This is a genomic window from Exiguobacterium sp. FSL W8-0210, from assembly GCF_038006045.1.
Lineage (GTDB): Bacteria > Bacillota > Bacilli > Exiguobacteriales > Exiguobacteriaceae > Exiguobacterium_A.
On sequence record NZ_JBBOUK010000001.1, the window covers coordinates 1,819,109 to 1,840,595 of the forward strand.

Consider the following 21,487-nt stretch of genomic DNA (forward strand, 5'->3'; position numbering starts at 1 on the left):
GTATGTCCTCCCTCATTTTTCTCTATCTATTATAATGCGATAGGGTTTATCTGAATAGACTTAATCGCCATCATTCAAGAACAATTCTAGTTCTGCCGTCAGTTCATCAAGCGGTTTTGATAAAACAGGTACTTTCGGCAGACTCGTGACGAACCGTTTTCCATAACGCGTCGTCTCAATCCGGCGATCAAGTACGAAGACGACACCTCGGTCGTTCGTCGTCCGGATCAAGCGTCCAAAGCCTTGTTTAAAGCGAATGATCGCTTGCGGTAAGCTGTATTCGAAAAATGATGATTTCCCGAGTTTTTCGATTCTTTCCGAGCGTGCCTGGACGATCGGTTGGTCCGGTGGCGCGAACGGTAGCCGGACGATGACGAGACAACTGAGATCATCTCCCGGAATATCGACCCCTTCCCAAAAGCTAGCCGTTCCGAACAAGATACAGGCATCGAGTTGCTTGAACTGTTTCATCAGTCGTTGCCGTGAACCTTGCGTGACCCCTTGCGAGAGTAATGTAAACCGGTCTGGCAGCAACGGCTTCGTCGCCTCATGCGTCAGTCGTAGCAAGTCATTTGAGGTAAACAAGACGAGCATCCGTCCTTCCGTCACCTCTGCGATTTGTAAGATGGCTTCCGCAATCGTCTCTGCGAATTCCGGCAATGGTACATCCTGTAGAAGCGGAAGGTCCGTCGGAATCATCAGTCGAACGTTTTCGGCATATCCGAACGGTGACGGAACGACGAAACGACGTGTCTCGAACGCATCGAGCCCTAAACGGTTCTCAATGAACTGGAACTTGTTCGAGACAGTCAACGTCGCCGACGTCAGGATACACGTCCGTTTCGAAAAGACCTCGCGACGCAGTCGCTCTGAAATGTCGATTGGTTGTGTGTAGACCCGTGTTAGCTTCCGGTTCTTAACGGACGTCTCGATCCAAGATACCGTGTCATCGTGCGGAGCAAGCATCGTCTCGAAGATGGCGAGCTCCGCTTCTTCGATTTGTGACGTGATCGCTTTTAAATCCGCGACGAGTGAACGTTCGCGATAACTCATCTGCTCCCGGTGTTCATGGAACAGTTTATGAATCGCCCGGATTGCTTGACGCAAACGCCGCAACACCAATTCAACCCGCTTGGCACTTTCCTGGACGGCACGCATCGAACGGTCGAGTCGCTTGAAGCGAATGCTGACCATTCCTTCCCGTCGTGCTTTGCGGGAAGCCAGTTCAAGCCCGTACGCTTGAATGATCATCAATAGACCGTCTGCTTCTTCGAGTAACGTCGTCAGTGCCTCATCGACCGTCTCACTATGGGCTTCGACCATCTCGGCGATGTCCCATTCTTCCGACAGATCGAGCAAGCGGTGTAATAATTTTTTATCGGACGAATACCCGAGTTGTCGGAACAGACGATCAAACGTATGTCCATCAAAGACGAGACCAAAATGATGGCTCGCGACTTCTTCGATTTGGTGTGCCTCGTCCAGAATCAACGGACTTCCTTTCGGTAAGACCCCTGCTTCGAACTGCAGGTCACTAAACAACAAGGCATGGTTCGTGACGATGATCGTCGCATCCTTTGCTTGACGAATCGCATGTTGGAAGAAATCCCGGCTGTACCACGGGTCAAACCGTCCGAGCTGCGATTGGCTATCAGACTGGATCAACTGTTTGATGCCGATATTGCCTTGCGCTGCACCGCCCGGTAAGCTGACTTCTTCTAAATCTCCTGTTTCCGTCTCCGTCAACCAGACGAGCAGAATCGCTTTTGCGAGCGTGAAGTTATAGGCATCCTCTTGATCATTCAAGAAAAATTCGAACTTCCGTAAATCGATATAGTTACTTCGTCCTTTAAGCAATGCAATCTGGACCGGCGCATCGAACAATTGACGCAAGAGCGGTAAATCACGCGCGAACAATTGCTCCTGTAATTGAATCGTGTGCGTACTGACGACGATCGGTACTTCATGTTCGAGCGCGTAATGCGCTGCCGGGACTAAGTAACCGAGCGATTTTCCGGTTCCCGTTCCCGCTTCGACGAGTAACGGCGTTTCTTGATCGAGCGATTGATAGACATGACGCATCATCTCGAGCTGCCCACGTCGCTCTTCATATCCTTCGAATAGACGAGGGAACGTCACGGCATTTAATTCATCAACGAATGGTCCGAACGGTTCAAGAACGGGTGGATGTGCCAACCGCTCCATCGTCTGGCGCTTTTTCAAAGCGATTTTACGGAAACGATCAAACTGTGAATCCTCCTCGATGCCGACTAAACGAATCGCATGGTCGATTTCCTCTTCGATGGCACTGAACAGGCGTGGTGATAAACGTCTTAAGTGCTTCAATGTCTCAAGCGGCAACGTATGTAGTCGTTTGAGTAGTTCAAGCAACAATTCAGCCGTCGCCGAAGCGTCACTCCCTGCCCGGTGCGCCTCTTGATGGGCAAGTTGTAATGACTCTGACAGATGCGACAGCGCGTGGCTTTCTGCTGTCGGAAGTAAGATTCGTGCGAGTTCGACCGTATCGATGACAGGACCTGTGTACGGCAAGTATCCTTCCTCTTCTAACGCATCGTTTAAGAAGTTTAAATCGAACTGCACATTATGTGCGACGAAGACACCACCATCGAGCAATGATAAGACACGTGGTGCAATGACATCGAATGTCTCGGCCTCTTTGACATCCTCATCCGTGATGCCCGTCAACTGGGAAATGAACGGAGGAATCGGTTGGGTCGGACGCACGAAGGCAGACAATTGTTCTGTCAACTGTCCATCTTCAATGACCGCCATGCCGATCTCAATCATCTCATCGCCAGCCTTTATGGAATGACCTGTCGTTTCCAGGTCGACTACGACGTACTTTTTCTTCAACACTGATCCTCCACCTTTTATCCATCCTCTCCATGACCGGATGGCATTTCATTCTTCATCTTAACAAAAAAAGAGACCCGCTGACATGATCGGGTCTCTAAAATTTCATAAGATCGTGTGGGCGATTTCTTGAGACAACATTTGTTTGATGTCGTTCTGTTCATTTAGAACAGCCACTTTTGGAACATGTGTCGCGATTTCTTCCGTGGATAGTTGCGCGTACGCCATGATGATGACCTCATCTCCGACTTGGAAATGGCGAGCTGCCGCACCGTTCAAACAGATGACACCTGAACCACGAGCACCTTTAATCGCATACGTTTCAATCCGTGCACCGTTCTGATTGTTCGTCACTTGGACTTTTTCATTTTCAAGAATCCCGACAGCATCGAGTAAATCTTCATCGATCGTAATCGAACCAACATAGTGTAAGTTTGCCTCGGTGACCCGAGCTTTGTGTAGTTTAGCGTGCATGAATGTGCGTAACATCGTCATGCTCCTCTCGTATATAGTAAATTATCGATCAAGCGTGCCGATGCAAACTGCACGGCGACAGCTAAGAGAATCGTCGTCGTTTGTTCCGTAACGGGTCTTAGTGAGGGATAGTCGATGGCTTCGACGTAATCGATCGTCGTCCCTTCGAATTGAAGTGCTTCGCGCGTCCGATCGAGAACCGTTTCAACAGGCACCCCTTGATCGAGTGCTTGTTTCGCTTGTTGCAACGCCTGCTGGATGCCCGGTGCTTGCGTCCGCTCTGTTTCCGATAGATAGACATTGCGTGACGATTTCGCTAGACCATCCGCTTCGCGAATGATCGGACAACGGACGATCTCAACCGGAACAAAATAATCAGCGACATACGCTTCAATCAATGCGAGCTGTTGTGCATCCTTTAAACCGAAATATGCACGGGTTGGACGGACGACGTTCAATAGTTTGCTGACGACCGTCAACACACCATCAAAATGTCCTGGTCGTGATGCGCCGCATAAGACATCATCACCGGAGCGGACCGTAACACGGGCCATATCCAGCGGATACATCGTCTCGTTCGTCGGATAGAACAGATAATCGACCCCTTCTGCCTCCGCGATCTTCTGATCGCGTTCCGCGTCTCGTGGATAACGATCCAAATCTTCGTTTGGTCCGAATTGTGTCGGGTTGACGAAAATACTCAAGACGACGACATCGTTCTCTTGTCGTGCTTGTTTGAGCAAAGAGGCATGCCCTTCATGCAAGAATCCCATCGTCGGTACAAAACCGATTGAACCGGCTCCCGCTAAACGTTCGCGTAACGTCTGGACGTCCTGGATGATTTTCATTCTTTGGTCCCTCCATAAAGCGCACCAATCAGTTCTTCGTCCATCTGGAACGAGTGTGCTAGTTCAGGGAAAGCACCGGCTTTGACGTCTTTGACGTAAGCAGCGATTGCTTCCGTTCCTGAAGTATTCCAGTCCGTGTACGCTTTAACGAACTTCGGTAAACGACCGACACCATACGTCAAGATGTCATGATAAACAAGTACTTGACCGGCGACGTCTGCGCCAGCACCGATGCCGATGACCGGAATCGAGAGGAGCTCTTGAATGCGTTTCGCGAGCGGATGCGGTACACATTCGAGGACGAGCATCTTCGCTCCGGCACGCTCTGCTTCCAAACTGTCTGCAATCAGTTGTTCGGCTGCTTCTAGTGATTTCCCCTGGACTTTAAATCCTTCAAGGACACCGACGGATTGTGGTGTTAATCCGAGATGCGCGACACAAGGCATCCCAGCGTCCGTCAAACGACGAATCGTTTTTAAGATCTCCCCTGCCCCTTCCAGTTTCAAGGCATCTGCCTGCGATTCTTGGAAGATACGCGCTGCTGATTCAAGCGTGCGATCAAATGAACCGTGATAGCTTGCGAACGGCATATCGACGATCATGAACGTCTGTGGTGCGCCGCGGCGTACCGCGCGCGCATGATGAACCATGTCGTCGACCGTGACAGCAATCGTTGAGTCATAGCCGAGGATGACGTTCCCGAGGGAATCGCCGACGAGCAACATATCAACTCCTGCTGCCTCTGATAGTTTTGCTGAAGGATAATCATACGCCGTCAACATGACGAGCTTCTCTCCAGCTTGTTGTTTTTTGAGTAATGGACTCATTGTGTGCATCGTGTTCTCTCCTTACGTGTGTAGGGAGGACAAAAGGAAAACGCCTTCTTCTCCAAAATAAATGCATGCGGAAAAGAAGGCGGAATAATTGAATATCGTCCTTCTGTCCCTGTCCGTTAAGATCAAGGCAGTTGAAACAGCTAAAACTGGCACCTGTCAATTCGGTATGGTTCCGGCAAGCGGATACCATCCGTGGCTTTATTATACATGACGGGAAAAGCTCTCTGCAAACCGTCTGATTCAAACCCTCATTCTTTTTCCCAGTAAATCAGCTCTGCCGAATGGAAACGGGTCTCCCCCGTTTCCGTCTCAATCCGAATCGTGCCCGTCTCGTCAATACCAAGCAATGTTCCGGAAGCGGTCATCTGACGTGTCCGTAACGTCACTCGTTCATGTAAGCGATCTGCGAGTGTTTCCCACTCGGAGACGAAAGATCCGAACCCTAGCTCGAGCCACTGTGTGTATAGTCGTTCAAATCGATTCAAAAAAGTCGCGACGACCTCCGCACGTCGGAAAGTTCTTCCTGATTCTCGGACGAGCGAGGTAGCACGATCTTTGATCCCTTCCGGAAACTGCTCGTGATGCACATTGATCCCGATGCCAATGATGACTGAACTGATTCGGTCCGCCTCGGTCTGCATTTCCGTCAAAATGCCTGCCACCTTACGACCGTTGATCAAGATATCGTTCGGCCATTTAATCGTAACCGGAACATTGAATGTTTGGAGAGACTGGGCAAGTGCAATACCTGCTACGAGCGTTAATTGACCTGCTTGGTGCATCGGTACATCCGGTCGGACGAGTAGACTCATTGCGATGCCTTCATTTTTCGCTTCATGCCACGTCCTCCCTAGCTGTCCGCGTCCATTCGTCTGGTGATCGCATACGACGAGTGTTCCTTCCTGCGCTTGCTGTTGCGCTTGCTCATGTGCAATCCGCTGCGTCGTGTCCAGTTCTTCGAAATGAAGGATGTGGCGACCAAGACGCGCTGTCGTTAACCATTGTTCAATGGCAATCGGCGTCAGCAAATCGCCTTCATCGACTAATTGATAGCCTAGTTTTTTATTCGAGATGATCTGGTATCCTTCTTCCTTTAAGGTTTGCATATGTTTCCAAATGGCGGTACGTGAAATATTTAATGTCTCTGCTAATTCCTGTCCGGAGTACCACGTCCGCTGACGAAGTGCGATCAAGATTTGTTCTCGGACTGAGTGCGCCATCGCTCTACCTCCTTCAGTAATGTCACGCGGTCGTTTGGGCAAGCACGCGTGACGACACTGTATTCCAAATGCAAAAGTGCTTCCTTGATCTGTTGTTTTTGAAGACCGAGGCCAATCATGTCTTTTCCGTCGACAGAGAGCTCTTTACGACTGCGAATCGGTAAGTCTGATCGCTCTGGATAATCCGTTCCGGTCATTTCCTGAAGGATCATCAGTTCCTCGTCCGACAACTGATAACGATCCCAGTCTTGTAACGGTCGGTGTAACAGAGGTGTTAAACGCACAGCGAGCTGCACTTGATGTTTCGATCGTTTCCAGCGCGTCAATTGATCTTTCGCAAGACCGGCATCGAGTACGAGTGTCCAGACGGCATCTTTTGAGACACCCTGAAACGACTGCTGCGCTAGTCCTTTGACGATTTCTGAAGTCATACCGGGGAGGTAGCGTTCGATTCCTGTCCGGAGCATCGCCTGTAACGCCTGCTGTTTTCCAGGACCAAGTAAGAGTTTCTCGAACTCGATTGCGATCCGCTCAATCGCAACGGCCTCTAGATGCGGAGCGAGTTTAACGATTGCTCGTTCAGTTGCCTCGTCAAGCGAGAAATCCAGTTGGCTCATGAAGCGGAACGCCCGCATCATCCGAAGCGCATCTTCATTAAAACGTTCAGCTGGTTCGCCGACCGTCCGGATAATTCGCTCTTCGATGTCGCGCGCTCCGCCGAACAAATCCACACGTCCGGATGGTCTGAGTGCCATCGCGTTGATCGTAAAATCACGCCGGGTCAAATCCTCTTCCAAACTAACGCCAAGCGTCACCGCATCCGGTCGCCTACGATCGCTATAGGTTGCTTCCGAGCGGAACGTCGTGATCTCGTACGGTATGTGGTTGAGAACGACCGTTACGGTTCCATGCTCGAGCCCAGTCGGAATGACGACAGGGAATAAGTCGATGATCTGTTCCGGTAACATCGAACTCGCTAAATCATAGTCTCCTGGTGTCCGGTCGAGTAACATGTCGCGAACGGCACCACCAACGATATAAGCCTCACCACCCGCTTGTTCGATCGTCTGAATGATATGATGCGCCCCTTCAAGCAAGTTCATGACGCGCACACACCCGTTCATAGACTTGTTCATAACGACGGACGATCTCATTCGAATCAAAACGACGACGAGTATCGCGAATACCCTCTTCTGCCATCCGTTCTCGTAACAACGGATCATCCGCAAGTTCACCGATGCGCGCCGCAGCGACCTTAACGTCGTAAGTCGGAACGATATATCCGGTGACGCCGTCCTGTATGACTTCCGGTAAGCCACCTGCTGTCGAGACGACACTCGGGACCCCAATTGCCATCGCCTCAAGGACGACGAGCCCGAACGCTTCTTTTTCTGACAACAGGACATGAATATCACTAATGGCGAGCAATTGCGCGACGTGTTCCTGTTTACCGGCAAAGATCACTTTGTCGTAAATGCCGAGTTCCTTTGCGCGACGTCTCGTTTGTCCCATCTCTGGACCATCCCCGACGAGCAACAGACGCATCTTCCGGTCTTTCGCTGCAATGGCGAACGCCGCAAGCGTATCATCGATTCGTTTGACCGGTCGGAAGTTCGAGATATGAATGACGACGACTTCGTCCGCTTCGATGCCGTAATGCCGCTTCAAGCGTTCATCCCGCATCGGATAATAGACACTCTCGTCAATCGAGTTCGCAATGACATCGATGTCGTAGTGTGCATTGAGCGTCGCATTCGTCTCAAGTGCTAGACTCTCGGAGACGGCCGTGACCGCGTCTGATCGTTCGATGCCGTATCGAATAGCCGGTTGCATCTCTAAATCTTGCCCGATGACGGTGATGTCCGTTCCGTGTAACGTCGTCACGACGGCGACGCCTTTTTTCTTAGCCATGTTTCGTCCGAGATCTGCACAGACCGCGTGCGGAACGGCGTAATGGGCATGGATGACATCAAGATCGAATAAATCAATGATTTCTGCGACTTTTGATGCTAACGTAATGTCGTATGGTGGATATTTAAAAACGGAATACTGGTTGACTTCAACCAAGTGGACCGTGATGTTTGGTCGATATTCCGTCAGGCGAAACGGCATGCTCGACGTAATGAAGTGGACGTCATGTCCACGGTCCGCAAGTTTCATACCGAGCTCCGTCGCGACGACCCCACTCCCGCCGACGGATGGATAACAAAGAATCCCAATTGCTTTTTTCATGATAAAACCACACTCTCTTTATGTCTTCTATTCGTCTCTATTCTAAGCAATATCAATCGGAATGACCATACTGATCACTTTTCGAATGATTTTCATAGGAAAAGCTAGTCTTTTTCCGACCGTGCCGTTACCCTAGAGAAAGAGTCTTGATTTGAAAGGAGCATACGGAAATGGCACCTCCATTCCAATTCCCGATTCGGATCCAGAACATCCTCTGGATTTTAGTCGGATCGTTCATCTTTGCTTTTGGTATTTATCATTTTAACGTTCAAAATGAGTTAGCAGAAGGCGGTTTCACCGGAATCACGCTGATTCTAAAAGGTCTGTTCGGATTATCACCATCGATCACGAACTTAGTATTGAATGTCCCACTTTTTTTCGTCAGTTATAAAATTCTTGGTCGGACGACCTTCGTCTACACGTTGATCGGTACATTCAGTTTTTCCTTCTGGTATGGATTGATTGCCAAATATTCACCACTCGTCATCGACCTGCGTGACGATATGGTGCTTGCTGCGCTCTTTGCCGGTGTATTCATCGGCGTTGGTCTTGGTATCATCTTCAACAATGGTGGTACGACTGGTGGTGTCGATATCATCGCGCGTTTGACGAAACGCTACTTCGGTTGGTCGATCGGTCGAACATTCTTGATCTTCGATTTCTTCGTCATCGTCGCATCCTTGACGTATCTCGACTACAAGCAAGCGATGTATACGTTACTTGCCGTCTACGTCGGTGCCCGCGTCATCGATTGGATGCAAGAGGGCACGTATGCCGGTAAAGCAGCGATGATCATCAGTGATCACCGGACGGAGATTGCCGACGGTATTCATGCGACGATGAATCGTGGCACGACCCGTCTAATCGCAAAAGGCGGTTACTCTGGACGGGATCTCGAAGTATTGTACGTCGTCGTCGCTCGCAATGAAATCAATCGCTTGAAGACGCTCGTTAAAAGTGTCGACCAGCACGCCTTCATCACGTTGCATGATGTCTATGAAGTAACGGGAGAAGGATTCACGTTCGACGAAAATCGAGTCCCAATCAAAGAAACGTAAAAAAACACGGATCGCTCAAACGAGCAATCCGTGTTTTTCATTTTAGTCATCACTTGACGGGTTGAAGACGAGCAGTGCGAGACGAAGAAACTCGGCGACGGCGACAAGTGTTGCTGCGACGTACGTCCAAGCCGCTGCGTTTAAGACACGACGTGAACCACGTTCTTCTTCAGCGTCGATGATGCCATGCTCCGTCAACTGCGCCATCGCTCGATTCGAGGCATCAAACTCGACCGGTAACGTGACGAGTTGGAAGACGACGGCACCGAGCATCAAGACGACACCAAGCATCGCAAGACCAGTGAACCCAGCGAATAGACCAATCAACAACAGTGGGAACGATAAGTTCGACGTAATCGACGCGACAGGTGCAATCCGGTGACGGACACGCATCATATTGTAATCCGTCGCATCTTGAATGACGTGACCGATTTCGTGTGCCGCAATCGAAACGGCTGAGACCGTCGAACCATAATAGACGTCTTCCGACAAACGAACGACTTTGTTCGTCGGGTCATAATGGTCGGACATCGTTCCACCGATCGGCTCGAGACGGACGTTCGTGATGCCGTTCTGCTTCATGATGAAGTCTGCGACCTGTGCTCCTGTCACCCCACTCTGAATCGGAACATCTTGATATTTTTTATAGGTGCTCCGCACCCGCATCTGAGCCCAAATCGGGACGATCATGATGATCGCGAGATAAATCAAATAGTTTGCCACGAGACATCGTTCCTTTCTTTTTTGTTTATAGGTCTATTTTATGTTCAAGCGACCTCATTGTCAATTGAATCGCGTGCGACAAACAGATATCCTATCAAAAGACATAATCCAGTCAACCAGAAGGAGCCGTAGCCGATCCACTGGATATGCTCCGCAAGCGCTGGGTAACGCGGCCATTGTCCGAGGACATAATCGACGACATCGTTGTGAATGACCCAGATGGCGACGAGAACAAGCTCCTTGACGCGAAATGTCATCAAAGGACTGAATAACAACGCCTGAAACGCCATCGCTCCGTGCGACACCATCAGCATCAGTGCCATCGTTGTTAAGTAGGCGTTTGATGTGCCGAGTTCGTTCAACATCAAGGCATTCATGACGACCGCCCAGACACCATATTTGATCAATGTCACGAATGCGAGCGCTTCAAACAAGCGGGAACGTCGTCCGAAAATCCATAGAAAAACGATGATCGTAAAGAACAGCGATGCGGTTGGGCTATCCGGAATGAACGGATAGAAGTACCACTTCGATGTCGCGAGTTGTGGTTCATACCAGTAGTAGCCGTATAAGGTGCCTGCTAAGTTGATCAATCCGACGATCCAAAGCACGGCTTTATGACGGAGTAAAGTAAATATTCCTTGCAATCGTTTCACCTCATCATCGACAAAAGCCGGAGGATTGCTCCCCCGGCTTTTGGCTTATTTATTGTTTTCGCCGCCTTCACCGTATGAAGCGATGAATTTCGCAAGTTCTTTATGATCGGCATCTGAGCCTTTGAACTGACCAGCCGGCATCGAACCGACACCTTTGACTGCGATATCATAAATCTCTTTTTCAGTCTTTTTCGTTCCGACGAGCGCTGGAGCTGCTGCTCCACCTTCGAGGTTCTTACCATGACAGTTGACACATGACTGGTTCGAATAAATTTCGTATCCTTTTGCCGATGTATCAATTTTTGGTCCTTCGTTCATCGTCAACTCACCTTGCTTGTGGATGGTATCCCAGTGTGTCGTTTGAACAGATTCCCATGTCAAGAAGACGATCGAGACGACTGCGAGGAGCATCATGCTGACGGCGACTGGCCGTTTCGCAGGACGGCGTTCAAGACCTTGGTCGAGCCATGGCGCGACGAGAAGTGCTGTGAACGCAAGACCTGGAAGGATGACTGTTCCCATCAAGATGTATGGACCTGCAGCGAATTGGTATTTCAAGAGCTGATAGAGGAATAGGAAGTACCAGTCCGGAAGTGGAATGTACGACGTATTCGTCGGATCGGCAATGTTTTGAAGTGGTGCTGCTTCTACGATTGTCAGAGTCATGAAGCCGATCAAGAAGACCGCTCCAACCATCCATTCGCGAAGTAAGAAGTTCGGCCAGAACGCTTCCGTTCGACCTGGATATTCCGAATAGTCTTTTGACTTGTTCGGCATCCGGTTATTGATCGACACCCGTGAATCGGTGACGAATTTCATTCCTTTACCACGATGCATCGTGTTCTCCCCCTTTTTTGTTGTCTAGATGATAGTCGGTTTAAAGTGGTCCAGAGATCCCTTGTTTACGGATCATCAAGAAGTGGGCCCCGAGCAAGACGAACAATGCTGCAGGAAGGAAGAAGACGTGAATCGCAAAGAATCGAGCGATTGTACTTGCGCCGACGATTTCTCCACCCGCAAGGAGGGTCTTCGCGATACCACCGATGACCGGGATACTTTCAGCAATCTGAATCGTAACTTTTGTCGCGAACAACGCTTTCATGTCCCAAGGCAATAGGTATCCTGTCAGACCGAGAGCTAAGACGACGAAGAACAAGAGAACTCCGACGACCCAGTTCAATTCACGTGGTTTTTTGTATGAACCAGTGAAGAAGACACGTAATGTATGTAGGAACAACATTACGATAACGACAGACGCACCCCAGTGGTGCATACCACGAACGATTTGTCCGTGTGCGACTTCGTTTTGTAGATAGTAGACGGACGCGTGTGCGTTGATGATGTCCGGTACATAATACATCGTCAAGAACATCCCCGAAAGAATCTGGATGACGATCGTAAAGAACGTCAATCCGCCAAAACAATAAACGAAAGCTGAAAAGTTATGTGCCGGGTTGACGTGCTCCGGTACTTCATGATCGGCGATGTCTCGCCAGAGCGGCGTAATATCAACGCGCTCATCAATCCAATCATAGATTTTTTGCATCATCGCTTACGCACCTCTTTCGACTGGTTTACCAAGGTAGAGGTAACCATCTTTCTGTTGCATTTCATACTCATCGAGTGGTTTCGTTGGAGGCGTACCAGGTACATTCGTGCCATCCTTCGTATACCGTCCGAAGTGACATGGGCAATAGAATTGCTCCGGGTGCGTTGGATCTGCGCCGAAGCTGACTTGGCAACCTAAGTGTTTACAAATCGGTGAAAGGGCCAAAATTTCTCCCTTATCATCTTTGAACACCCAAGCCGACAACGTTTCTTCGAACTCATACCACGCATCTTGCGTTTGTTTCTTGAAGTCGACCCGTTTTGGTTCTGTCGTGATATCCGACAACTTCATTACTTTTACTTTATCGCCTGCTCCTGATTTCTTCAGGACTGGATCAACTGCGAAGTTGACCATCGGCATGACCATTGTCGCAGCCATGAAACCGCCGACGCCTGTCAATGTATACGTCAAGAATTGACGACGTGTTACGTTAGACCCGTTTTGAGCCATCTCGATCCCCCCTTGTGATGTACGCTGTGCCCCAAGACGACAGTACTTCACACAAATTTCTCACATGGTAATAGTATCTTAATAAAATCATTGCGTCAACCGCTTCATAGCGCGGTCCAACGGTTTCCTAACTGTTCGAGAACTTGTCCAACAAAATTCCCGACCATCTGACCTTGTTGGTCACGACTCATCGTCTCAAGAGCTAGACGTGGCACGTAGATAATCTCTTCTGCGGCAGTCTCCTTCCACCTTAAATCAGCGGTGATGAAGGTGATGAAACGGAATTGCCCGGAAGCAGCCGCTTGACGCCATCCTTCCAACTGTTCGATCGACGGTACATCGATGTAGGTCATGGCAGGTAAGAGCAACGCCCGTCCAGATAGCTGGCGTTCGACTTCGGACGCCACCGTCAATGTCATGTCTGCGCATTCCGCATAAGCATGCATCGCCTCATCGAAACCGATCGGAAGCAAAGGCACGATTAGCGTGTCGATATACGCTTGCTCGCTTCGTGTCCGCTGTACGTCGGATGGTTTGAAACGCAAGTCATTTCCCCCTTTCTTTCTTACTTACAATTCGTCACATTTAATGTATCATATCCACATTTCCTCCTGCTCTCTTAATGTGAACGTTTTATGAAATTCCACCCTATTTTTCTTCATATTTTGCACAAATCTTCACATACGAAAAAGACTCTATCGCCTGTTATAAGCAATAGAGTTCTTTGATTAAGGGAGTTGATTTCGAACGAGACGTAACTGTTCGGAAAGGGAGTGGAATCGATGTTGATCGCGTGCATCAAGTGCTTCATCGATCAATCGGACCAACCGTTCTTCTTCTTGTCGATTGACCGTGACAGCGATGAAATGAGTCGCTTCATCTGCTAAACGCGGTTCAACAGCGACTTCCGGACGAAATGGATTTTCTTCCAGTAAAGACAAGTATTCATCGTCCATCATCATGCCTTGGAAGTTTAGCTCGATGTATATATCTTCCGATGTCAAACGAATGTCATGATACGCTTTTTCTGGATCTAGCGTCGTGACGTCCCCTTTTTTAAAAAGAAACGGTTCCGCATCGAATCCATATGTCGTCATGATAATGGCTTTCGGAGCGAAAGTCGCATTTTGAACGAAGTGTACCTGCTCGAGTTTTGCCTCGTTACGCAACCAGTAATCGATGATCCATTTTGATTCCCGTCGCTTTAACGTGTAATAGGTCAAGATGCGGCGTAAGAATCGCTGCTTTCTCTCTATCATCTCAATCCTACTCCCTTCTCCCGTGAAGTCATCCATCCATTCGTTCAACATAGTCGACGAGTTCGTTATCCTCTGGTGTCAACTGTGCAGCGCGTCGTAAGAGACGTTGTCCCTCTTCACGCCGTCCTTCCTCGACGAGTGCAAAACCATACTCTTTCAAGAAAAGCGCGTCTTCCGTGAATGCGCCTTCGACTATCGCATAGTTCTCCATCGCTTGCGTGTATTCCTCTAACGCATATAAAGCGCGCGCCCGGTACCATGTCAGAATTGGAGCCGTGACATGTTCTTCAATGGCTGAGATCGTCTCAATCATTGCTTCATGATCCTCGTCTTCAGCAAGTAACGACAGCAAACGTTCCGCTGCGACGATTGATTCCGGGTTTAAAGCGAGTGCTTCACGTAACGCTTGAACACTTCCTGCGCGATCGCCGAGTTTGAGAAGGAATAAGGCTTCCATCGTCCGTAACTCGTCATTATAATCATCGCGCTCCATCCCTTGCTTGATGACGTTCAGTGCTTCTTTCGTCAGCCCAAGTTCGGCTTGGCTTTCCGCGTACGGTACATACGCTGATGTATAATCCGGATCCTGCGCAATCAATTGTTGGAATGTCTCGACTGCTTTTTGGTGTTGACCGACACGGTGAGCCGTCATCGCAAGACCAAACAGCGTATGCAAGTCGGAACGTTCTGCGACAGCACGTTCATACAGTGGAATCGCATCCTCAAATTGTCCTGTCATCGCGAGTGATTCCGCGTACAGGGCATCGAGCGGCAATTCAGCACGTAACTCTGGACGCTCTGCGATTTCAGCGAATAGTGGTACCGCTTGATCAAACGCACCGAGCGTCATGTAGAGCTCGGCTAATCCGTATGCCAGTAATGGTTCTTCAGGAGCGAGATTACGTGCTTCCTTCAGCTTCGCTAATGCCACTTCGTCAAGACCTTGTGACTGATAGAGGTCAGCGAGTAATACGAGAGAACGGGGACCATATTCCATGTCCGTTGTGTCGACCTGCTCAAGGACAGAAATCGCTTCCTCTTCCCGGTCCAAATCGATATAACATTCTGCCAGTAACAAGGCGACTCCGGCGTTACCTGCGTATTCGACGTAAAGCGGTGCCAATAGATTAACTGCTCGGTCTGATAATCCAAGTTCGATATAGAGATCGGCAACCGCGAGGCGATCCTCATCCGTCCCTGTCTTTTCGAGTTGTTCTAGTGTCGCTAAGGCTTCCGAGGTATGGCCGTGTTCTAGTTCTTCGATGATGCCATTCAATACTTGTTCATTCAAGACAAACGCCCCACTTTCTGTCATCCGCCTATTTCTTACTCAGATCGGTCGGATTGAAGTTTCTTTAAATCATCATAGAACGTTGGGTAGCTGACTTCAACTACTTCGCGTCCATGCACTATAATTTCCGGGTTGATTGTCGCCGCGATCGTCAACATCATCGCGAGTCGGTGATCACCTGCACTGTCAACTTCCGCTGCTTGCAAAGGTGTCGGTCCTTCGATAATCATACCGTCATCCGTCGCCTCGATATTCGCCCCGAGACGCCGTAACGCCGTCACGACCGTCTCGATCCGGTCCGTCTCCTTGACACGGAGCTCTTCCGCATCGCGAATGATCGTTCGTCCCTCTGCTTGCGTCGCAAGCAATGCAAGTAACGGGATCTCATCGATCAAGGAAGGGATTTGTTCACCTTCGACCGTGGTCGCTTGCAACGATGTCGTCTCGACGGTCACATCTGCCGTCTCCTCTCCACCGTCTTCTGAGCGATGATTGATTTCGACACTTGCACCCATCTGGCGTAACGTCTGTAAAAAACCAATCCGTGTCGGATTCATCAAGACGTGGGTCGTCGTGATGCGACTATCCTGCCCGATTGCTGCTGCCGTCCACCAAAACGCTGCTGACGATGGATCGCCTGGAATGTCGAGTGACGTTGCTTGTAAGCGTACAGGACCTTGAACACGAATGTGCCGACCATCCTCACGTTCATCGATCGCTACGTCAACACCGAACTGCGGCAACATCCGTTCCGTATGGTCGCGTGACAGGATTGGCTCGATGACTGTCGTCTCACCCGTCGCATGCAGACCTGCGAGCAACACGGCACTTTTCACTTGTGCACTTGCGACTGGCAACGTATACGTCGTTCCGACAAGCGGCGTTCCTGTGATGTGAAGCGGCGCCGTCTCACCTGTGATGTTCGCTCCGAATAAGGCAAGCGGTTCCGTGATTCGTTTCATCGGACGTCTGCGCAAGGAAGCGTCGCCATCGAGCGCATATGTCGCTTGACCGCCTGCTAGGATACCGCTCAAGAGACGAATCGTCGTCCCCGAGTTTCCGCAATCGATCGTCGCTTCTTGGAACGTATCCGTTCCGGTGATCCGAATTTCCTCTGATGTTCGATCGATTTGTGCACCGAGCGCCTGCATCGCTACTAGTGAAGCAAGACAATCGGCCCCTTCAAGTGCGTTTCTGACATGTGTCGTTCCCTCGGCGATTCCGCCGAACAGGAAAGCACGGTGCGTCATTGATTTATCGCCAGGTACTTGTACTGTTCCTCTTAAGCCCATTCTAGACACCTCACTGTTTGATTGAATGCTTGGCGCAATCGTTCTTCGTTGATCGCTTCTAAAATGAAGCGCCCTTCTTTTTCAAGGACGAATCGAATCATTTCTTGGTGGTTCTTCTTGTCGCGACGCATCAGTTCAAGGTATGTCTTAAACGATTGTCGATCCGGTAATTCCGTTCCAAGACGGTGGAGCAATTGCCCGAGCTGTTTCGCCTGTCCGTCATTTCCTTCCAAGAACTTGACGAAGACGAGTCCGATCCCTACTGCCTCGCCATGCGCAAGACCAGGACTCGCATATTCAACGGCATGACCGAACGTATGTCCATAATTCAAAAAGGCACGCATCCCTTGCTCCGTCTCATCTTGTTCGACGATATCCCGTTTCACATTAATCCCCCGTGCGAGCCAGTCTTCCAAATCGAGTCCTTTGACAGCATCCAGCGAAATATCGAGTAACGAATCCGCAAATGATGGTCGCGCAAGGAACCCATGCTTGACTAACTCAAAGAAGCCACTTCGCCATTCCCGGTCTGGTAATGTCTGAAGGAGCGTTAAATCATACACGACACCACTTGGCTGATAAAATGCACCGACTAAGTTTTTACCGAGGGAGAGGTTAAGACCAACCTTTCCACCAACACTTGAATCGTGCGCTAACAGTGTCGTCGGAATTTGAATGAACGTGATGCCGCGCAAAAAAGTTGCCGCGACGAATCCCGCTAAATCACCAATCATTCCACCGCCAAACGCAAGGATCAGGCTATGACGTGTCATCCCATACCGAACCCCTTCTTCGAGTAGAGCGCCATAAACGGCAAGCGACTTACTGTGCTCCCCAGGCGCAACAGTGCTGATATGAACGTCGATCGACGGCGATACATCCGCTAACGCATCCTGCAATCGATCCATCTGCAAGTGATGTACCGTTTCATCCGTGATGACCCAGATGCGGTCCGCCCCGTTCAGCGCTGAAAGATGCGATAACCGGGCTAATGCCCCATTTCCGATAAGTACTGGATATGACGTGTTCAACCGGATATCAAATTCGATCAAAACGTCCGAACCTCCTCTTTATAAGCAGCGACGGCAGCCTGAAGACGATCGAGTGTCGATGTCCCGAACATTTCAAGGATAGCGACCGCAATCTCAAATGCGACGACGGCTTCTAGAACAACCGATGCGGCTGGAACGGCACAGGCATCACTTCGCTCGATTTGTGCCGTGAATGCTTCCTTCGTCTCGATATCGACTGATTGCAGTGGACGATAAAGCGTCGGAATCGGCTTCATCGCAATTTGGACGCGAATCGGCATGCCTGTCGACATCCCGCCTTCGATTCCGCCTAGATGGTTCGTCCGCCGATGATAGCCGGATGCATCATGAACGATTTCATCTTGGACGGTACTCCCCTTGCGACGACCAAGTTCATATCCGTCACCAAAACCGACTGATTTCATCGCATTGACGCTAATGACAGCTTGTGCAATCCGGCTGTCGAGCTTTAGATCGTTTTGGGTGAAGGACCCGACGCCTGGCATCATGCCTGTCACGACGACTTCGATTTCACCGCCGAGTGTATCCCCTTCTTTTTTGGCCGCATCAATTTCCTCCATCATCCGTTGTCCTGCTTGTTCGTCAGCACATCGAACGGGTGAAGCGTCAATCGTTTCCTGATGTTCGACGGGATCCTTCCACGGTGCATCGATGCCACCGATCGACCGTACGTGCGAGAACACTTCAATCCCGAGTTCATTCAGTAATTGTTTAGCGAAGGCGCCGACGGCAACACGTGCTGCCGTCTCACGAGCGGAAGAACGTTCTAGTACATCGCGTAAATCGCGATGACCGTACTTCAATCCACCAACGAGATCCGCATGTCCAGGACGTGGACGCGTCAACGTCCGCGGGCGCTCCAACTGTTCTTCGAGCGGTTCCGCTTGCATGACTTGTGTCCAGTGCGTATGATCCTTATTCTCGATGAACAAACTGATTGGTGATCCCGTCGTATATCCATGACGGATCCCGCCACGTGCATCAATTTGATCCTGTTCAATTTGCATGCGTCGTCCGCGTCCGTATCCGCCTTGGCGACGTGTCATTTCACGCTGGATGGCTTCGAAATCAATCGTGAGTCCTGCTGGCATCCCATCGATGATGACGGTCAACCCTTTTCCATGTGATTCTCCTGCTGTCATGTAACGCATTCGCTTCATCCCTTCCTGATCAACCGATTTTTTCGTAAAAGAAGCTCTGTTTCATCTTTAACCCAAACCGTTCGGGTTGGAAAATTTGTTCCGTTCCACCAACGAATAGGATTCCGCCTGGCTTTAAGGCCTCGACGAACGAACGATAGACGTGCGCTTTCGCTTCTTCTGTAAAATAAATCAGCACGTTGCGGCAGATGATTAAATCAAACCCCGTATCGTACCGGTCTCCTAACAGATTATGTTTACTGAAACGAACGAGTCGTTTGATTTCTGGAACGACTTCGAACGTTTGCTCTTGCTCGATGAAATATTTCTTTTTACGCGCTTCGACGACTTCATTCAATGCAGAAGCTCCATATCGACCAAGCTTGGCTTTTTCAAGAACGAGTTCATCCAAATCCGTTGCTTGAATCGTAAAGGCGGATGGATCGAGCCGTTCACTTAAAATCATCGCGAGAGAGTATGGTTCTTCTCCGGTCGAACAAGCTGCGCTCCACGTCCGGATTCGTCCATGTGCTCGCGACTCTAGGATCGGTAAGATATCTTGTTCCAATTGTTGCCAACGAATCGGATTACGGAAAAATTCACTGACATTGATCGTCATCCGGTCTAAAAACTCGTCGTATAACGATGTGTCCTTATCCATTGCCTGCATATAAGAAGCAAATGTACTATATCCTTTTTTGTCACGTAACGCCGTCAATCGCCGCTTCATCTGTGCTTCTTTATACTGACCGAGATCAATCCCTGATTTGGTCTTGAATCGTTGAATAAAAAGTTCATAATCTTCCAATTGGCACACCTCGCTCACTCTCGATATCGAATGGTCATTTCCATGACCGGTTCAACTTATTTTCTATAGTAGCATAAAGCTATAGGCATTCCAAAAAGCAATTAGACAATTGGGTCATTCCGTTTTACAAGAACACGACAAAAGGGATTCGATCAAATCGAATCCCTTCCCCGTTGTCTTTCTATTCATTTATTACGCGTTGACTGGTTGTCCTTGAAACCAGAGGGCAAGCTCACGCTCCGCACTCTCGACACTATCCGAACCATGGATGACATTCTCGCTCATCGTGTTCGCGAAATCACCACGGATCGTTCCAGGTGCTGCTTCAAGTGGTTTTGTTTTCCCAATCATCAAACGAGAGACGGCAACGACGTCTGCACCCTCGACACGAAGTGCAACGACAGGACCTGATGTGAGGAAAGTGACCAACTCTCCAAAGAACGGTTTCTCCGCATGCTCTTCGTAATGTGCTTTTGCTAACTCTTCTGTGACGTTCATCATTTTCATTTCACGAATGATGAATCCTTTGCGTTCGATCCGTCCAATGATTTCCCCAATCAATCCACGTTCTACGCCATCTGGTTTGACCATCAAAAATGTCTGTTCCATCTCTAGTTCCCCCTATGAAATGCTTTTAGAAAAGCGCTTACATAGTCAGTTTACTGGCTTTTAAGAAGAACAGCAAGAAATTTTTGACAATCTTCAACCTTTTCGTTTTCCAACGTAGCGCGCGACTTCTTCAAGCGATCGCTTCGCAGAGGATTTAGGTAATGGTTCGAGACGTTTGATGGCACGATGGATGTAATGATCGACTGTTTGTTGCGTTCGTTCGAGAGCACCCGAAGTTTGAAGAAACGACAATAAAGGTGCGACTTCTTCATGTGTTGGCATACTCTCGATTTTTGAAAGACGTTCATAAAAGACAGCATCTTCTGCACCATAAAAGACAGGTAATGTTTTGTGTCCATGACGCAAATCCTCTGCTACGGGCTTACCAAGTTCTGTGCGATTCGCTGTGAAATCAAGCAAATCGTCAGCAATTTGAAACGCAAGTCCGATATCTCGTCCAAACAACCGTAACGCTTTCGTATCGGCTGCAGAACAGTTCGCAACAATGGCACCTAGGTGACAACTCGCTTCGATGAGAATGGCTGTTTTTCGTTCGATCCGTTTGATGTAGCGTTTAATCGACTGTTCCCAATCATATTGGTCATAGATTTGTTCAATCTCACCTTCGCAAATTTCACGCATCGTATGGACCATCACTTGGACAAGTTCCGGTTTTCCGACTTCACCAATCAATCGAATCGCCTCTCCAAACAGATAGTTCCCGGAATACAGTGCGACTTCTTCATCAAAGTATTGCATGACAGTCGGTTTCCCTCTTCGTAGTTCCGCGTCATCAATGACATCGTCATGAACGAGTGATGCCATATGGACGAGCTCAAGACTGGCCGCCACACGAATCAGCTCATCCCGATCTGCTTCACCGAATTTAGACGCTAACAATACGAATGCCGGTCGAATCCGTTTTCCACCAGCCTTCAACAGTTGCTTTCCTGCCGCATCGATCGTTGGTTCCTCAGAAGCGATATGACTGATCAGAAAACGATCGACTAAATTAACTTCCTTCGTGACATCACGGTATATGGAATGCAGTGACATC

General features: G+C 49.4%; 22 protein-coding genes. 1 reads left to right on the forward strand and 21 read right to left on the reverse strand.

All coding sequences use genetic code 11. From position 1 onward, the window contains the following. Positions 1-60 precede the first annotated feature (60 nt). The 7 genes from dinG to bshA all read right to left on the reverse strand — a co-directional run bounded on the left by dinG (position 61) and on the right by bshA (position 8,484). On the reverse strand, positions 61-2,874 hold the full coding sequence (dinG, locus tag MKY22_RS09660) for an ATP-dependent DNA helicase DinG (protein ID WP_341088580.1): 2,814 nt from the start codon (positions 2,872-2,874) through the stop codon (positions 61-63). 105 nt (positions 2,875-2,979) lie between these two features. Then, positions 2,980-3,363: an aspartate 1-decarboxylase gene (panD, locus tag MKY22_RS09665; RefSeq protein ID WP_029341994.1), complete on the reverse strand. Its 384-nt coding sequence runs from the start codon at positions 3,361-3,363 to the stop codon at positions 2,980-2,982. Positions 3,364-3,365: 2 nt separating this feature from the next. Beyond that, positions 3,366-4,196 (reverse strand): pantoate--beta-alanine ligase, encoded by an 831-nt coding sequence (panC, locus tag MKY22_RS09670; RefSeq protein WP_341088581.1) that lies wholly within the window; start codon positions 4,194-4,196, stop codon positions 3,366-3,368. After that, positions 4,193-5,032 (reverse strand): 3-methyl-2-oxobutanoate hydroxymethyltransferase, encoded by an 840-nt coding sequence (gene panB, locus MKY22_RS09675; protein ID WP_214854411.1) that lies wholly within the window; start codon positions 5,030-5,032, stop codon positions 4,193-4,195. The genes panC and panB overlap by 4 nt, the downstream gene beginning before the upstream one ends. A gap of 248 nt (positions 5,033-5,280) precedes the next feature. Continuing rightward, a complete protein-coding gene (locus tag MKY22_RS09680) occupies positions 5,281-6,252 on the reverse strand; it encodes a biotin--[acetyl-CoA-carboxylase] ligase (protein WP_214854414.1) in 972 nt (323 codons plus the stop codon). Further along, positions 6,222-7,355 (reverse strand): CCA tRNA nucleotidyltransferase, encoded by a 1,134-nt coding sequence (locus MKY22_RS09685; protein WP_251137855.1) that lies wholly within the window; start codon positions 7,353-7,355, stop codon positions 6,222-6,224. Before MKY22_RS09685 ends, MKY22_RS09680 begins: the two co-directional genes overlap by 31 nt. Beyond that, entirely contained in the window at positions 7,342-8,484 is a 1,143-nt protein-coding gene (gene bshA / locus MKY22_RS09690; RefSeq protein WP_214854417.1) for an N-acetyl-alpha-D-glucosaminyl L-malate synthase BshA, read from the reverse strand. Before bshA ends, MKY22_RS09685 begins: the two co-directional genes overlap by 14 nt. A 170-nt stretch (positions 8,485-8,654) precedes the next feature. Here bshA and MKY22_RS09695 point away from each other — a divergent pair, with 170 nt between their 5' ends. Continuing rightward, positions 8,655-9,542, forward strand: a complete 888-nt coding sequence (locus tag MKY22_RS09695; protein WP_035396836.1) for a YitT family protein — start codon at positions 8,655-8,657, stop codon at positions 9,540-9,542. Positions 9,543-9,584: 42 nt separating this feature from the next. Here MKY22_RS09695 and MKY22_RS09700 read toward each other — a convergent pair whose 3' ends face one another. The 14 genes from MKY22_RS09700 to MKY22_RS09765 all read right to left on the reverse strand — a co-directional run bounded on the left by MKY22_RS09700 (position 9,585) and on the right by MKY22_RS09765 (position 21,486). Beyond that, positions 9,585-10,265 (reverse strand): zinc metallopeptidase, encoded by a 681-nt coding sequence (locus tag MKY22_RS09700; RefSeq protein WP_290777286.1) that lies wholly within the window; start codon positions 10,263-10,265, stop codon positions 9,585-9,587. A 44-nt stretch (positions 10,266-10,309) separates the two neighbouring features. Continuing rightward, on the reverse strand, positions 10,310-10,921 hold the full coding sequence (locus MKY22_RS09705; RefSeq protein ID WP_341088585.1) for a DUF1405 domain-containing protein: 612 nt from the start codon (positions 10,919-10,921) through the stop codon (positions 10,310-10,312). A 45-nt stretch (positions 10,922-10,966) separates the two neighbouring features. Then, a complete protein-coding gene (locus MKY22_RS09710; protein WP_035407183.1) occupies positions 10,967-11,758 on the reverse strand; it encodes a menaquinol-cytochrome c reductase cytochrome b/c subunit in 792 nt (263 codons plus the stop codon). Positions 11,759-11,798: 40 nt separating this feature from the next. Then, positions 11,799-12,470, reverse strand: coding sequence for a menaquinol-cytochrome c reductase cytochrome b subunit (qcrB, locus tag MKY22_RS09715; RefSeq protein WP_214854423.1), 672 nt, complete (start codon positions 12,468-12,470; stop codon positions 11,799-11,801). 3 nt (positions 12,471-12,473) lie between these two features. Next, the gene (locus MKY22_RS09720) at positions 12,474-12,980 is read right to left on the reverse strand and encodes a ubiquinol-cytochrome c reductase iron-sulfur subunit (RefSeq protein WP_035396830.1); all 507 of its coding nucleotides are present in this window, start codon (positions 12,978-12,980) and stop codon (positions 12,474-12,476) included. A 104-nt stretch (positions 12,981-13,084) separates the two neighbouring features. Continuing rightward, positions 13,085-13,525: a DUF2487 family protein gene (locus MKY22_RS09725; protein ID WP_035407181.1), complete on the reverse strand. Its 441-nt coding sequence runs from the start codon at positions 13,523-13,525 to the stop codon at positions 13,085-13,087. A 183-nt stretch (positions 13,526-13,708) separates the two neighbouring features. Next, positions 13,709-14,239, reverse strand: a complete 531-nt coding sequence (locus tag MKY22_RS09730; RefSeq protein WP_341088587.1) for a ReoY family proteolytic degradation factor — start codon at positions 14,237-14,239, stop codon at positions 13,709-13,711. A gap of 28 nt (positions 14,240-14,267) precedes the next feature. Beyond that, entirely contained in the window at positions 14,268-15,530 is a 1,263-nt protein-coding gene (locus MKY22_RS09735; protein ID WP_035409515.1) for a tetratricopeptide repeat protein, read from the reverse strand. Positions 15,531-15,565: 35 nt separating this feature from the next. After that, positions 15,566-16,822, reverse strand: a complete 1,257-nt coding sequence (gene aroA, locus MKY22_RS09740) for a 3-phosphoshikimate 1-carboxyvinyltransferase (RefSeq protein WP_341088588.1) — start codon at positions 16,820-16,822, stop codon at positions 15,566-15,568. Continuing rightward, positions 16,813-17,874 carry a 3-dehydroquinate synthase gene (aroB, locus tag MKY22_RS09745; RefSeq protein ID WP_341088589.1) on the reverse strand — a complete coding sequence of 354 codons (1,062 nt, stop codon included), beginning with the start codon at positions 17,872-17,874 and terminating at the stop codon, positions 16,813-16,815. The genes aroA and aroB overlap by 10 nt, the downstream gene beginning before the upstream one ends. Beyond that, the gene (gene aroC, locus MKY22_RS09750; RefSeq protein WP_035396818.1) at positions 17,871-19,025 is read right to left on the reverse strand and encodes a chorismate synthase; all 1,155 of its coding nucleotides are present in this window, start codon (positions 19,023-19,025) and stop codon (positions 17,871-17,873) included. Before aroC ends, aroB begins: the two co-directional genes overlap by 4 nt. 19 nt (positions 19,026-19,044) lie before the next feature. Next, positions 19,045-19,821, reverse strand: a complete 777-nt coding sequence (locus MKY22_RS09755; RefSeq protein ID WP_023468638.1) for a CheR family methyltransferase — start codon at positions 19,819-19,821, stop codon at positions 19,045-19,047. Between the two features lie 192 nt (positions 19,822-20,013). Next, positions 20,014-20,430, reverse strand: coding sequence for a nucleoside-diphosphate kinase (gene ndk / locus MKY22_RS09760; RefSeq protein ID WP_023468639.1), 417 nt, complete (start codon positions 20,428-20,430; stop codon positions 20,014-20,016). 93 nt (positions 20,431-20,523) lie between these two features. Continuing rightward, entirely contained in the window at positions 20,524-21,486 is a 963-nt protein-coding gene (locus MKY22_RS09765; protein ID WP_023468640.1) for a polyprenyl synthetase family protein, read from the reverse strand. Between the last annotated feature and the right edge of the window lies 1 nt (position 21,487).